The sequence below is a fragment of the Mycobacterium sp. NGS69 genome, from assembly GCF_059812165.1.
The window spans coordinates 518303-530936 of record NZ_JCALCD010000003.1 but is presented as its reverse complement, the minus strand read 5'-3'; the positions used below and the strand labels follow the sequence as shown (position 1 = coordinate 530936).

Below are 12634 nucleotides of genomic sequence, written 5' to 3'. Positions count from 1 at the left end.
GTCGGACTTATGTCGACGACCGACTCCGTGTCCGACCCCCTGGTTTCGTCGATCGCTTTGGTGCTGAAGGTGCCCGTGGTGCAACTCTATGCGCTGCTGTGGCGGGTCGGGGTGGTCGAGATTCGGCAGTCCGATCGGCCGGCTCGCCGTTCGTCGAGTCAGGTCCTGGTGGCAGCGTGTGCGGGCTGCCCCAACCATCCGAAACCCGGTTCAGAACGGCTATCGCGACGGTCGCCCCGGCGGCTGCCCCCAGAGCCTGTCCCCAGCCGACGGGACCAAGCGGTGTGCAGCCGAGCAACTGGCTGACCACCGGGATGCTGATCAGCGTTCCCATCGCGCCGAGCGAGCCCACCGCCGTCAGCACCACCAGCGGGGCGTGAGAATCCAGCAACGTCTGGCCCAGCTCCGCGCCGACCAGCGCGACCAGCGCCACGGTCGAGGCCCGCTGCGGGCGCCCGGTGACGCTGGCCATCGCCCACGCCACCGTCGTCGCCGCGGCGGTCGTGACGCCGCGGATGGCAACCGCGCGCCACAGCGCGGGCTGGTCGGGGCCTCGGATGCCCGGGTCGATCGGCGTGCTCGGCTCGCTGACCGCCAGGGCGGCCGCCGGCAGCGCATCGGTCATCATGTTCACCAGCAGCAGCTGCCGGGTGTTCAGGGGCGACGTGCCGGTGATCGCGGCGCCGATGACGGCGAACAGAACCTCGCCGGCGTTGCCGCCGAGCAGCACGGACACCGCCGCCTGCACCCGCTGCCAGAGCTGGCGTCCCTCCTCGATGGCCTGCACCAGCGCCTCGATCCGGGCGTCGACCAGCACCACGTCGGCCGCCATGTGGGCCGGGTCGCTGCCGCCGGACACCACGCCGATGCCGACGGTGGCGGCCCGGATGGCGGCGGCGTCGTTGGAGCCGTCGCCGACCATCGCGCACAGCACGCCGGCACCCTCCAGCGTCTGGACGACCTGGACCTTGTTCTCGGGTGTCATCCGCGCGAAGATCACCCGCTCGGTCACGACGCGCTCCTGGTCCTTGCGCGACAGCGCATCCCACTCAGAACCGCTGATCACCTGCTCGTCGGTCACGGACAGGCCCAGTTCCCGGGCGATCGCCAGCGCGGTGATGGGGTGGTCGCCGGTGATCAGCTTGACGCCGACACCCTGCCGGCGCAGGTTCGCCAGCAGGCCGACGGCCTCGGCGCGCGGGGTGTCGGACAGGCCGAGGAAGCCCGTCAGCGTCAGCCCGTCGTGGCAGAAGTCCGCGATGTCGTCCGGGTCGTCCCGGATCGCCTCGGCCTGTTTCGCCGTCAGCCGACGCTGCGCCACCGCGATCACCCGCAGGCCGCCGGCGGCCAGTTCGCCGACCACTTTCTGGATCTTCGAGCCGGTGTTCTCGCAGCCCGCCAGCACCACTTCGGGCGCGCCCTTGACGGTCAGCTCGGTCCCGGTGACCGAGGCGGAGAACGACCGCCCGGAGCGGAAGGGCAGGTGCGCGTCCGCTTCCCCGCTGGGCGCCGAGCCGTCGAGCGAACGCAGCGCCGCCTCGACGATGGCGGCGTCGGTGGCGTGCGCGTGCGGGCTGCCGTTGGCGGCCGGGGCGGCGTGCGCGGCGTGGCGCAGCACCTCCTCGGGCGTCTGCCCCGGCGCCGGGCGGACCTCCGCCACCCGCAGGCGGTTCTCGCTGAGCGTGCCGGTCTTGTCGAAGCAGACCACGTCGATGCGGCCGAGCGCCTCCACCGAGCGCGGAACGCGGACCAGCGCGCCGAACTTGGTCAGCCGCCGCGCGGACGCCGACTGCGCCAGCGTCGCCACCAGCGGCATTCCTTCGGGGACCGCGGCGACGGCGATGGCGATGCCGCTGGCCACCGCCTGGCGCAGGCCGGTGCCGCGCAGCAGCCCCAGCCCGCCGACCAGCGCGCCGCCGGTAACGCTGACGGGGAACGCCCGGTTGGTGAGCTGGCTGAGCTGGTGCTGCAGGCCGATGTCGGACGAGGTGTCGCCGGACACCAGCTCGGCGGCGCGGCGCTCCTGGGTGTCGGCCCCGACCGCGGTCACCACGGCGACCGCGGTGCCCGCGACGACGGTGGTCCCGGCGTACAGCATGCAACGGCGCTCGGCGAGCTCGGCGCCCGGCGTGGCGTCGACCTGCTTCTCCACCGACAGCGACTCGCCGGTCAGCGTCGACTCGTCGACCTCGACGTCGACCTCCTCGAGGATCCGGGCGTCGGCGGGCACCACCTCGTGCGTCCGGATTTCGATGACGTCGCCGGGGCGCAACTGCGCCGCGATGACGTCGGTGTAGGTCCGCTCGCCGTCCGGACCGGTGTCGACCCGGCGGGCCGGCGGGACCTGCTGCGCCAGCAGGCGGTCGAGGCGGTTCTCGGCGCGCAGCCGCTGGCTGGCCGCCAGGATGGAGTTGCCGGTCAGCACCGAAAACACCAGGACCGCGTCGACGGGCGACCCGAGCACCGCGCTGGCCGCCGACCCGAGCGCCAGCACCGGGGTCAGCGGGTCGGTCAGCTCGGCGCGGACGGCCTTGAGGAGCTGCCAGACCGCGTTGGGCGGGGCCTGGGCCTGCCCTGCGGGCGAGGCGTCCACCTCCGACGGGGGCGGTGGCAGGGCCCTGCGCACCTGCTCGACCGACATCGCGTGCCATTCGTGAACGGCGGCCGGCCGCGGCGTGTCCGCGGTCATGATCCCGCGCGCCAGCAGGTAGCCGGACAGCGCGCCGGCCGCGGCGCCGGTGGTGACCGGGCCGGGCCCGAGGCCGCGGACGCCCGGGATCATCAGCAGCGATCCCATGGCCGTCGCGCCGGCCGATATCCCGATCCCGCGCTGCGTGGCGGCCTTGGCGGCCGGCAGCGCGTGCAGGACCCGCCAGGCGGCCGCCAGGTCGGGCAGCAGCAGGTCCGCGCACCAGGGCGGCGCCCCGCCGCCGGGCTGCGGCAGCACGCCCAGCGACACGTCCGCGGCCGAAAGCGCCCGCGCGCCAGCCGATGACAGCACGGCAACCGTGCGACCCGCCCGTTGCAGCTCGACGACGGCGTGGGCGAGGGCGTCGTCGATCGAGCCGTTGCCGAGCGGGGTGATTTCGTCGAAGGCGGGCCGCAGCTCGCCCAGCGAATCGACGTCGACCGACACCAGGTCCGCCCCGGTGCGGTGCGCCTCGGCGACCACGGCCGACGCCAACGGGTCGTGGGTGGGGCGGAAAAGCGCCTCGACCGCCGCGTGCGGCTCGCTGGCCGGCATCCCGGGCACCCGGTGCCAGCCGGGCCGTTGGCCGTTGTTCTGCAGCACCAGCTGGGCGCGGTTCCACGCCGCGGACAGCTCGCGGTCGTCGGCGCCGCGGATGCGGGCCACCCGCATGCCGGTGGTGCACAACACCCGGGGGTCGATGACGATCGCGTCGACGCGGTCGAGGCGGCGCAGCGCGTCCGGCCGCAGCGACAGGACGGCGTGCCGGTCGGCCAACCCGCGTCCCAGGGCGGCGGCGAACGCCTCCGGGGTGGTGCGGCTGGCCTTGGGGGCGGTCACCAGCACCGCGGTGGCGGCCATGTTCGGGTTGCGGGTGGTCACGGCGACCAGTCCCGCGCCGAGCGCCTGGACGAGCGCGAAGCGGCCGGCTGCGCCGCGCTCCACCACCCGCGCCCGCGGTGGCCTCGGCGACGACGCGTCGGTGGGCGGCTGGTCGGCGTGGCGGGCCAGCTCGGGTTCGTGCCGGCGCCAGGCCCGGGCCTCGGCGCGGCATTCGGCGGCTTTCATCGATTGCATGAGCAGGCCCACCGACAGCGACGCCGGCGCGAGGGTGACGGTTTCGGCGGCCGCCATGGCCAGCGTCAGCACGGTGTCCGTCGCGGGGCCGCCGATGCGGTCCTCGAGCAGGCGCCGCAGCCAGGGCTGGTAGTCGATCGCCACGATGGGCGCCTGGACGCCGACCGGCAACCGCGGCCAATGCAGCGCGCGGCCGGCCAGTGCGATGCCGAGCCCGGCCGCGTTGGCGGCCACGGTCACGGCCCGGGTCGCCGCCACCACGCCGTCGCCCGGCAAAGCCGTCGCGGGCGCGTTGTTGGTTGAGCGGCAACGTTTTTCGGCGTCGTCGACGACGCGGCACAGGTCACGCAGCGAGGTGTCCGGGTCGCCGATGGTGACGACGACGCGCGACAACGGATGGTTCAGGCTGGCCGACGTCACGCCGGCGTGGTCGCGCAGGCCGTCGAGCACGGCCCGGCCCAACTCATCCGAGCTCGCGTCTTCGAGGCCGCGCACCTCGATCCAGGCCCGGTCCTTCCCGCGCCAACAGCGCCGGCTCAGCGTTTCGGCGGGAAGGTCGCCGGTGAGCGCCCTGGCGCCCTCGCGCAGCGGAATCGCCGCGATGTGAAGGGCCTCTTGTGCCAGTCCGGTCAGAGCCCGCAGCGGCGTCGATCGTGGTAACGACGTGACGATGCTCAAGGGCTCCCCGGACGATTCTTAGTTGGTGCTGCGCAATTCGGCGGAACCGGCGCGACGCCCGGCCGCCTTCTTGGCCGCGGGCTTGCTGGCGGCCTTTTGCGGCACCGCCTTTTTCGACGGCTCGGAGGGCACCGGCTTGAGGTTCGCCTTCGGCGCCGCGCCGTTGCCGGGCTTGCGATTCATCCGGTGCAACAGGAGCGCCCCGCCCCCGACGGCCAGCAGCACCGGCCATTCGACCAGACCGGCGACGCCGATCGCGCCGAGCGCCAGGGCGGCGGCCGGCGTCGAGTGACTGCCGCTACTGATGCCGCGCTTGACGCCCTCAGCGGCTCCCGTGACACCGCCGACGATTCCGTTGACCGCGGCGCCCCCCACGGCGCCCGCGGCCGCCGTGGTCGCGTCGGCCGCGCGACCCACCGTTTTGCCCACGCTGCGTACTGCCCCACCGACGACACCCATGATCACTCCCTGGTATCTCATCGCTCTCACTGGGAACCGCGTGGCAACCCGTGTATCCGTTGAACGCGAGGTTAACAGCAACAACGAAATTGTTCTCTGCATCTATAGGGCGAAAGCCTGCCACGTTACAAACGCGCGTACAACGAGCAACTTCTTCAACCGGGGTCACATGGATCTTAAACGTGGCTCACATCGATCAGCACCGGTGCGTGATCGCTCGGGGCCTTGCCCTTGCGTTCGTCGCGGACGATCTGCGCGGCGGTCACGCGGGCGGCCAGCGCCGGCGACGCGAGGATGAAATCGATGCGCATGCCCCGGTTCTTCGGGAACCGCAGCTGGGTGTAGTCCCAGTAGGTGTAGACGGCCGGGCCCGGCGTGAAAGGCCTTACCACGTCGGTGAATTGCGCGTCGACGATCGCGTCGAACGCGCGGCGCTCCGGCTCGGAGACGTGGGTGGCGCCGGCATAGAATTCGGTGCTCCACACGTCTTCGTCCGTCGGGGCGATGTTCCAGTCCCCGACCAGCGCGATCGGTGCCGCGGGGTCGTCGCGCAGCCAGCCTTGCGCCGCATCCCGCAGCGCGGCAAGCCAATTCAGCTTGTAGGTGTAATGCGGGTCGCCGACGGCGCGGCCGTTGGGCACGTACAGGCTCCACACCCGCACGCCACCGCAGGTGGCGCCCAGCGCGCGGGCTTCCGCCGTGGCGGCGACCTCCGGTTTGGACGTCCAGGTGGGCTGGCCGTCGAAGCCGATCGCGATGTCGTCGAGGCCGACGCGTGAGGCGATGGCCACGCCGTTCCACTGGTTGAAGCCGACGTGGGCGACCTCGTAGCCGAGTTCGAAGAACGGCAGGCTGGGGAACTGGCCGTCGGCGCACTTGGTTTCCTGCATCGCGAGCACGTCGACGTCGGCGCGGGCCAGCCAGTCGAGGACGCGGTCCAGGCGCGTGCGAATCGAATTCACGTTCCAGGTGGCGAGGCGCACCGTGCCGTCGGGCATGGCTAGACGGTATCGATCGCGCGGATGTAGCTGCGGCGGTGGTGCGGCCGGAAGCCGAGGGTCGCGGCGAGCGCGAGGTTGTCGGCGTCGTCGTCGCCGACCCGCAGGTAACCGCGGGTGGCGCCGCGACCGGCGCCCCAGGCCAAGAGCGTCTCGCAATCGCGATGCGCCGGTCCGTCGGCCGAAAGGCACAGCCACCGGGTGCCGTCGGGCGCTTCGGACACCGCCGCGCGCCAGCTGACGCCGCGCCGCCGTCCCGGCGTGACACCCGCGAGGTCACGCACGAGGATTCGGTCGGCGCGTTCGCAGGGCACCCCGGGCGGGATCCTCAGCAGGCGATCGGGGACGGCCAGCCAAGGTTCCAGGTCCCGCTGCCGATACCAGTCGACGATCGCCGGGACGGCGGAAACGTGAGCCGAAATATCAAGTGGCACAGCCGAATTGGTGTCGAGCCCGGCTCCCGGCTCGGCCCGCAGCAGCCAGCCGTCGACCCAGGCCCGTTCGGCGCCGGGCCAGGCCGCCGCGGCCGCGTGCTCGAGCGCCCGGATGTCGGAGGTGCGCACCGGCGCGTCGGTCAGCGCCCGCAGCGCGACGACGTCGGCGGGCGCGAACTGCACCACCGCGCCCGTTTTCGTGCGCACCCGCACCAGCGGATCGACCGCCAGCAGGTGTCCGACCGCGTCGGTCAGCGGCGGGACCGATCCGGCCGGGAGCCGGTAGCGAACCGTCACCCGCGTCCCCAGGTCCGGCCACGAGACCATCAGTGACCGAACGGGTCCGGCCCCTCGCCCGGCAGCCACGACAGTCCCGGAACGCCCCAGCCGTGTGACTTCACGGCCCGTTTCGCGGCGCGCGCGTGCCGGCCGATGAGGTGATCCAGGTACAGGAAGCCGTCCAGGTGCCCGGTCTCGTGCTGCAGCATCCGCGCGAACAGGCCGGTGCCCTCGATGGTGATCGGGCTGCCGTCGGCGTCGAGTCCGGTCACCCGCGCCCACTTCGCCCGGCCGGTGGGGAACGACTCGCCGGGAACCGACAGGCAGCCCTCGTCGTCGTCGCCCGGGTCGGGCATGGTCTCGGGAATCTCGGAGGTTTCCAGGACCGGGTTGATGACGACGCCGCGGCGGCGGTCGGTCAGGCCGCGGTCCTCGGAGCAGTCGTAGACGAACAGCCGCAGGCCATAGCCGATCTGGTTGGCGGCGAGCCCGACGCCGTGCGCGGCGTCCATGGTGTCGTACATGGTGGCGATCAGCTCGGGCAGGTCGGCCGGCAGCGAGCCATCGGCGGCGACGGCCACCGGCGTCGTCGGAGCGTGCAGGACGGGATCTCCGACGATGCGTATGGGTACGACTGCCATGATCGGCTAGCTTATTCGTGACCCGCCGCGGCCTCCGGGGGAGCCGGGCAATCGCAGCCAATCGGCCGACTCGCGGGTCTGGATTACGGCTTGAGGGTTCGCGGCGTGGTTCAATATTCGCGCGCAACATGCCCTTGAAACGCCTATGTAAGTCATGTCATTCGAGCACGTTGAGAATCGCCGGAAGGGTCCAGGGGAAGCGGATATGGACAGCGCCATGGCGCGGGCAAATCGATCGGGGGACGACGCTGAAATCGCCGATGGCCTCACCCGTCGCGAACACGACATCCTGGCGTTCGAGCGCCAGTGGTGGAAATACGCCGGGGTCAAAGAGGACGCCATCAAGGAACTGTTCTCGATGTCGGCGACACGGTACTACCAGGTGCTCAACGCGCTGGTCGATCGGCCCGAGGCGCTGGCCGCCGACCCGATGCTGGTGAAGCGGCTGCGGCGGCTGCGAGCGAGCCGGCAGAAGGCGCGGGCCGCCCGCCGACTCGGCTTCGAGGTGACCTGACTCGCTACAGTGGGGCTCGATGAAAGAGCGTGTGCCCGACTCCACGGGCCTTCCCCTTCGGGCCATGGTGATGGTGCTGTTGTTCCTGGGCGTCATCTTCCTGCTGCTCGGGTGGCAGGCGCTCAGTTCCTCCGGCAAGTCCGATGACGAGTCGTCGTCGGCGGCGACCAGCGTCACCAACACCACCAGCGCGCCGGCCACGACCACCAGCGCCGCCCCAGCGAACCAGGCCGAGGTGCACGTCTACAACATCTCGTCCAAAGAGGGCGTGGCCGCAAAGACGAAGGATCAGCTGACGGGCGCCGGGTTCAAGGTGACCGACGTCGGAAACCTGACGATCCCCGACGTCACCGCCACGACCGTGTACTACACCGATGCCGAGGGCGAGCACGCCACCGCGGACGCGGTGGGTCAGAAGCTGGGAGCGCCCGTCCAGCCGCGGATTCCGGCGCTCAAGGACCAGCCGCCCGGGGTCATCGTCCTGGTGACGGGCTGAGGACCGCTGCTCGGAAATCTGGGAGTGCTCGGGATAGGCTGCTCGCTATGTCCAAGCACCGCAATGCCGCTGCCGCCGCCGTGTCCGCAATCGCATTGGTGGCGGGGTGCGCATCGCCCCAACACGCCTCGACCGTCCCCGGCACCACGCCCGCGGTGTGGACCGGGTCGAGCGCGCCGACGGCGAGCGCGGGCACCGAGGGCGATCAACAGCAGCCCGCGGGGCGGAGCATCACCACCCAACTGAAGGGGCCCGACGGGGTCGAGGTGGCGACCGCGAAGTTCGATTTCAGCAACGGTTATGCCACCATCACGATCGCGACGAGCGGCCCCGGCCACCTCGCGCCCGGCTTCCACGGCGTGCACATCCACAAGGTCGGCAAGTGCGAGGCCAATTCGACGGCCCCGACCGGCGGGGCGCCCGGCGACTTTCTGTCCGCCGGCGGGCACTTCCAGGCGCCCGGGCACTCCACCGAGCCCGCCAGCGGCGACCTGACCTCGCTTCAGGTTCGCAAGGACGGGGTCGGCATGCTGGTGACCTCCACGGACGCCTTCGCGATGGAGGACCTGCTGACCGGCGAGAAGACCGCGATCGTCATCCACGCCGGCGCCGACAACTTCGCCAACATCCCGTCAGAGCGCTACAACCAGACCAACGGAACGCCGGGCCCCGACCAGATGACGATGACGACCGGTGACGCCGGCAAGCGGGTGGCGTGCGGTGTCATCGGTGCCGGCTAGCAGGGCCCGCGCCCACATCGACTTCGCCCGCTCGCCGCGGCCGACGATCGGCGTGGAGTGGGAGTTCGCGCTCATCGACGCCAAGACCCGCGACCTGAGCAACGAAGCCCCCGCGGTGATCGCCGAGATCGGCCAAAACCCGCGCGTGCACAAGGAATTGCTGCGCAACACCGTCGAGGTGGTCAGCGGCATCTGTGACTGTGCCGCGGAAGCGATGGAGGACCTGCGCGAGACCCTGGGGCCCGCGCGCAGGATCGTCCGGGACCGCGGCATGGAGCTGTTCTGCGCCGGCACGCACCCGTTCGCCAAATGGTCCGCGCAGAAGCTCACCGACGCGCCGCGCTACGCCGAGCTGATCAAGCGCACCCAGTGGTGGGGCCGGCAGATGCTGATCTGGGGAGTGCATGTGCACGTGGGCATCTCGTCGGCCAACAAGGTGATGCCGATCATGACGTCGCTGCTCAACTACTACCCGCACCTGCTGGCGCTGTCGGCGTCGTCGCCGTGGTGGGCCGGAGAGGACACCGGGTACGCCAGCAATCGCGCGATGATGTTTCAACAGCTGCCGACCGCCGGGCTGCCGTTTCACTTTCAGACCTGGGCGGAGTTCGAAGGCTTCGTCTACGACCAGAAGAAGACCGGCATCATCGACCACATGGACGAGATCCGTTGGGACATCAGGCCGTCGCCGCACCTGGGCACGCTCGAGGTGCGGGTGTGCGACGGCGTGCCCAACCTGCGTGAGCTCGGCGCGCTGGTCGCCCTGACGCATTGCCTGGTCGTGGACCTGGACCGCCGGCTGGACGCCGGCGACCCGTTGCCGATCATGCCGCCCTGGCATGTCCAGGAAAACAAGTGGCGCGCAGCGCGATACGGCCTGGACGCGGTGATCATCCTGGACGCCGAGAGCAACGAGCGGCTGGTCACCGAGGACCTCGACGACGTGCTGACCCGGCTGGAACCGATCGCCAAGTCGTTGCATTGCGTCGACGAACTGGCCGCGGTCTCGGACATCTACCACGGCGGCGCGTCGTATCAGCGGCAGCGACGGGTGGCCGAGGAGCACGACGGCGACCTGCGCGCGGTCGTCGACGCGCTGGTGGCCGAGCTGGACATCTGATGGGTGACACCGAACCCCTTGAGCGGGCGATGTTTCCGCTCGAGTCGGCGCAGCTGCCCGGGCAGGAGCTGCCGCTGCGCATCTTCGAGCCGCGCTACGGCGCGCTGGTGCGGCGCTGCCTCGACCGCGACGAGCCGTTCGGTGTCGTGCTGATCGCGCAGGGCCGCGAGGTCGGCGGCGGCGACGCGCGTTGCGACGTCGGCGTCCTGTCGCGGATCGACGAACACGCCGACCTCGGTGCCGGCCGCTACGCGCTGCGCTGTCGCACCGGCGAGCGGATCCGGGTGCGCGAGTGGCTGCCCGACGACCCGTACCCGCGTGCGACCGTGACGCTCTGGCCCGACGAACCGGGCGATCCGGTCACCGGCGCGCAGCTGCTCGACCTCGAGGATCGGGTGATCGCCGTGTTCGAACGGATCGCGCAGGCGCGCGATGTCCGGCTGCCGGAGCGCGAGGTCCTGCTGGGCCCGCGCGAAACGGATCCCGGACAACGCCTGTTCGCGTTGGCTTCTCGCATCCCGATCGGCGCCGCCGACCGGTACTCCGTGCTGTCGGCGCCGTCGGCCGCCGATCGCTTCACCGCGCTGCGCGAGGCCGTGGACGCACTTGCCGACCTGGTGGAGTTCCAGCTGTCCGAATAGGGGGCAATGCGATGAGCGCCGACGTGACGATCGACATCGACGAGGGCGTGGCGGTGCTGACGCTGAATCGCCCCGAACATCTCAACGCCTACACCGCCGAGATGGGCGCCCTGCTGAGCCGGGCGTACCGCGACTGCGACGGTGACGACGACGTCCGCGCCATCGTGGTAACCGGAGCGGGCAGCGCCTTTTGCGTCGGGGCGGATTTCTCGGGCAACATTTCGCCGTTCGACGCGCCGGCGGACGCCAGCGCGTTCTCGGCGTCGCCGATCGACCCGCCCGCGTTCGAGTTGCGCAAGCCGGTGATCGCCGCGCTCAACGGTCACGCGATCGGGATCGGCCTGACGATCGCACTGCAGGCCGACATCCGCTTGGTTGCCGAGGACGCCAAATACGGTGTGGTGCAAGTGCGCCGGGGCGTGATACCCGACTGCATGTCGCACTGGACGCTGGCGCATCTGGCCACCCTGGGGGTGGCCGCCGAGGTGCTGCTGACGGGGCGCACCTTCACGGGCGCCGAGGCGGTGGCGCTGGGCGTCGCCAATCGGGCGCTGCCCGCCGAGCGGGTGCTCGGCCACGCGGTGGAGATGGCCCGCGACATCGCGGCCCACGTCGCCCCGATGTCCGCGGCGTTGTGCAAGCGACTGCTGTGGGATGCCGCAATCCACAACTACACCCCGCGACAGGTGGCGTCGCTGGAAACCCGGCTGCACCACCGCGTAATGGGCACTGCCGACGCCCGCGAGGGGGTCAGCGCCTTCCTGGATCGCCGCGCGCCGCGGTTTCGCTCACGGCTGTCTGCCGACTGGACGCCGCTGCCGGAGCCGTGAGCGAGCCGAGTGTGCATTGGCGCACTCGCGTGTGCATCCAGGGCGGAAATTTGGCCGAAACACCGCCCCTGGCGCACACACAAATGTCTGGATGCACACGGAATTACGCTCTGTCACACAGCGTCTCGGAGAGTAGCCACCAGTCCGCCGCGCGCCGGCCGTCGCGCGCGTAGGAGGCGGCCGCGTCGCTGATCCGGCAGTCTTCCAAGTACAGCGCGCCCTTGTCGGCCAGCTCCGGGCCGACCGCGGCCCACACCTGGGTGGCCGCGCCCTGTTCGGGCGTGGCGAGGTCCAGAGCGCCGTCGCTCGGTTCGCCGCGCGTGGCGGCGCGGGCGGCGACCATTGTGCGTAGCTGGGTGAAGTCCGCGCGGGACATGTAGCGCGCCAGGGAGGTGGCGACGGTGCCCGGATGGACGGCGTAGGCGCGGATGCCCGAGCCGCGCAGCCGCCGGTCCGCTTCCACCGCGTGCAGGATGTTCGCCGTCTTGGACGCGCCGTAGGCGACGAACTTGTCGTACTGTCGGGCCTCCCAGTTGGGGTCGTCGAAGTCGACGTCGCCCATGACGTGGCCGCCGGAGGACAGGGTGACGATGCGGGCCTGCCCGGCGGCCGCCAGTTGCGGGACGAGCAGCCTGGTGAGTTCGAAGTGCCCGAGATGGTTTGTCCCGATTTGCGTTTCGAAGCCGTCGGCGGTCCGGCCGAACGGCGTGAACATGACACCGGCGTTGTTCATCAAGACGTCGATCGCCGGCGCGATGTCGCGGATCGCGCCCGCCGCCGCGCGGACGCCGGCCAGCGTCGTGAGGTCGAGCGCCACCGTCGAGGCCCGGGCGCCGGGCACCTCGGCCGTCACCCACCGGGCCGTCTGCGCCAGGGCGTCGGGGTTGCGGGCGGCCAGGACGACGTGCGCGCCCGCGGAGGCGAGCGCGCGTGCGGACTCGCGGCCCAGCCCGGACGACGCACCCGTGATCACACATGTCTTGCCGGACAGGTCGATTCCCTCGACGACCTGCAGGGCGGTGCGACGTTCGGTCATGC

The 12634-nt window shown here is 71.4% G+C and carries 12 protein-coding genes and 1 pseudogene; 7 read left to right on the top strand and 6 right to left on the bottom strand.

All coding sequences use genetic code 11. From position 1 onward, the window contains the following. Positions 1 to 9 precede the first annotated feature (9 nt). On the top strand, positions 10 to 306 hold the full coding sequence (locus tag AC5Y2S_RS11890) for an Rv1535 domain-containing protein (RefSeq protein ID WP_499956533.1): 297 nt from the start codon (positions 10 to 12) through the stop codon (positions 304 to 306). Here AC5Y2S_RS11890 and AC5Y2S_RS11885 read toward each other — a convergent pair. From AC5Y2S_RS11885 to AC5Y2S_RS11865, 5 genes and pseudogenes are all read right to left on the bottom strand, one after another. Further along, a pseudogene (locus AC5Y2S_RS11885) lies at positions 272 to 2641 on the bottom strand (cation-translocating P-type ATPase); the annotation flags it as partial. The gene AC5Y2S_RS11890 and the pseudogene AC5Y2S_RS11885 sit on opposite strands and share 35 nt — an antisense overlap. A gap of 1821 nt (positions 2642 to 4462) precedes the next feature. Next, positions 4463 to 4903, bottom strand: coding sequence for a hypothetical protein (locus AC5Y2S_RS11880; protein WP_499956335.1), 441 nt, complete (start codon positions 4901 to 4903; stop codon positions 4463 to 4465). A 176-nt stretch (positions 4904 to 5079) separates the two neighbouring features. Next, positions 5080 to 5886 carry an exodeoxyribonuclease III gene (locus tag AC5Y2S_RS11875; protein WP_499956532.1) on the bottom strand — a complete coding sequence of 269 codons (807 nt, stop codon included), beginning with the start codon at positions 5884 to 5886 and terminating at the stop codon, positions 5080 to 5082. A gap of 17 nt (positions 5887 to 5903) precedes the next feature. Then, positions 5904 to 6662 (bottom strand): GNAT family N-acetyltransferase, cg3035/Rv0428c family, encoded by a 759-nt coding sequence (locus AC5Y2S_RS11870; protein ID WP_499956334.1) that lies wholly within the window; start codon positions 6660 to 6662, stop codon positions 5904 to 5906. Beyond that, complete coding sequence (locus tag AC5Y2S_RS11865; RefSeq protein ID WP_499956333.1) at positions 6662 to 7255, bottom strand: peptide deformylase; 594 nt, start codon at positions 7253 to 7255, stop codon at positions 6662 to 6664. The genes AC5Y2S_RS11870 and AC5Y2S_RS11865 overlap by 1 nt, the downstream gene beginning before the upstream one ends. A 205-nt stretch (positions 7256 to 7460) precedes the next feature. Between AC5Y2S_RS11865 and napA the strand changes: the two genes are divergently transcribed. Genes napA through AC5Y2S_RS11835 form a run of 6 tightly spaced genes read left to right on the top strand, consistent with a single transcriptional unit; the run spans position 7461 to position 11596 of the window. Then, positions 7461 to 7769, top strand: coding sequence for a nucleoid-associated protein NapA (gene napA / locus AC5Y2S_RS11860; protein WP_066931013.1), 309 nt, complete (start codon positions 7461 to 7463; stop codon positions 7767 to 7769). A gap of 19 nt (positions 7770 to 7788) precedes the next feature. Continuing rightward, on the top strand, positions 7789 to 8265 hold the full coding sequence (locus AC5Y2S_RS11855; protein ID WP_499956332.1) for a LytR C-terminal domain-containing protein: 477 nt from the start codon (positions 7789 to 7791) through the stop codon (positions 8263 to 8265). Between the two features lie 47 nt (positions 8266 to 8312). Continuing rightward, the gene (sodC, locus tag AC5Y2S_RS11850; protein WP_499956331.1) at positions 8313 to 9005 is read left to right on the top strand and encodes a superoxide dismutase[Cu-Zn]; all 693 of its coding nucleotides are present in this window, start codon (positions 8313 to 8315) and stop codon (positions 9003 to 9005) included. Continuing rightward, positions 8995 to 10125, top strand: coding sequence for a glutamate--cysteine ligase (locus AC5Y2S_RS11845; RefSeq protein WP_499956330.1), 1131 nt, complete (start codon positions 8995 to 8997; stop codon positions 10123 to 10125). The genes sodC and AC5Y2S_RS11845 overlap by 11 nt, the downstream gene beginning before the upstream one ends. Continuing rightward, entirely contained in the window at positions 10125 to 10766 is a 642-nt protein-coding gene (locus tag AC5Y2S_RS11840; RefSeq protein ID WP_499956329.1) for an LON peptidase substrate-binding domain-containing protein, read from the top strand. Before AC5Y2S_RS11845 ends, AC5Y2S_RS11840 begins: the two co-directional genes overlap by 1 nt. Before the next feature lie 11 nt (positions 10767 to 10777). Continuing rightward, complete coding sequence (locus AC5Y2S_RS11835) at positions 10778 to 11596, top strand: enoyl-CoA hydratase-related protein (protein WP_499956328.1); 819 nt, start codon at positions 10778 to 10780, stop codon at positions 11594 to 11596. A gap of 103 nt (positions 11597 to 11699) precedes the next feature. Here the strand turns inward: AC5Y2S_RS11835 and AC5Y2S_RS11830 are convergent, their stop codons facing one another. Beyond that, positions 11700 to 12632 (bottom strand): SDR family NAD(P)-dependent oxidoreductase, encoded by a 933-nt coding sequence (locus AC5Y2S_RS11830; protein WP_499956327.1) that lies wholly within the window; start codon positions 12630 to 12632, stop codon positions 11700 to 11702. Positions 12633 to 12634: the final 2 nt, after the last annotated feature.

Excerpts from the sequence above, each read along its gene's own strand:
- AC5Y2S_RS11855 (WP_499956332.1), top strand. The coding sequence starts at position 7,789 with ATGAAAGAGCGTGTGCCCGACTCCACGGGCCTTCCCCTTCGGGCCATG.
- sodC (WP_499956331.1), top strand. The coding sequence starts at position 8,313 with ATGTCCAAGCACCGCAATGCCGCTGCCGCCGCCGTGTCCGCAATCGCA.
- AC5Y2S_RS11870 (WP_499956334.1), bottom strand. The coding sequence starts at position 6,662 with ATGGTCTCGTGGCCGGACCTGGGGACGCGGGTGACGGTTCGCTACCGG.
- AC5Y2S_RS11880 (WP_499956335.1), bottom strand. The coding sequence starts at position 4,903 with ATGGGTGTCGTCGGTGGGGCAGTACGCAGCGTGGGCAAAACGGTGGGT.
- AC5Y2S_RS11890 (WP_499956533.1), top strand. The coding sequence starts at position 10 with ATGTCGACGACCGACTCCGTGTCCGACCCCCTGGTTTCGTCGATCGCT.
- AC5Y2S_RS11830 (WP_499956327.1), bottom strand. The coding sequence starts at position 12,632 with ATGACCGAACGTCGCACCGCCCTGCAGGTCGTCGAGGGAATCGACCTG.
- AC5Y2S_RS11840 (WP_499956329.1), top strand. The coding sequence starts at position 10,125 with ATGGGTGACACCGAACCCCTTGAGCGGGCGATGTTTCCGCTCGAGTCG.
- AC5Y2S_RS11835 (WP_499956328.1), top strand. The coding sequence starts at position 10,778 with ATGAGCGCCGACGTGACGATCGACATCGACGAGGGCGTGGCGGTGCTG.
- napA (WP_066931013.1), top strand. The coding sequence starts at position 7,461 with ATGGACAGCGCCATGGCGCGGGCAAATCGATCGGGGGACGACGCTGAA.
- AC5Y2S_RS11865 (WP_499956333.1), bottom strand. The coding sequence starts at position 7,255 with ATGGCAGTCGTACCCATACGCATCGTCGGAGATCCCGTCCTGCACGCT.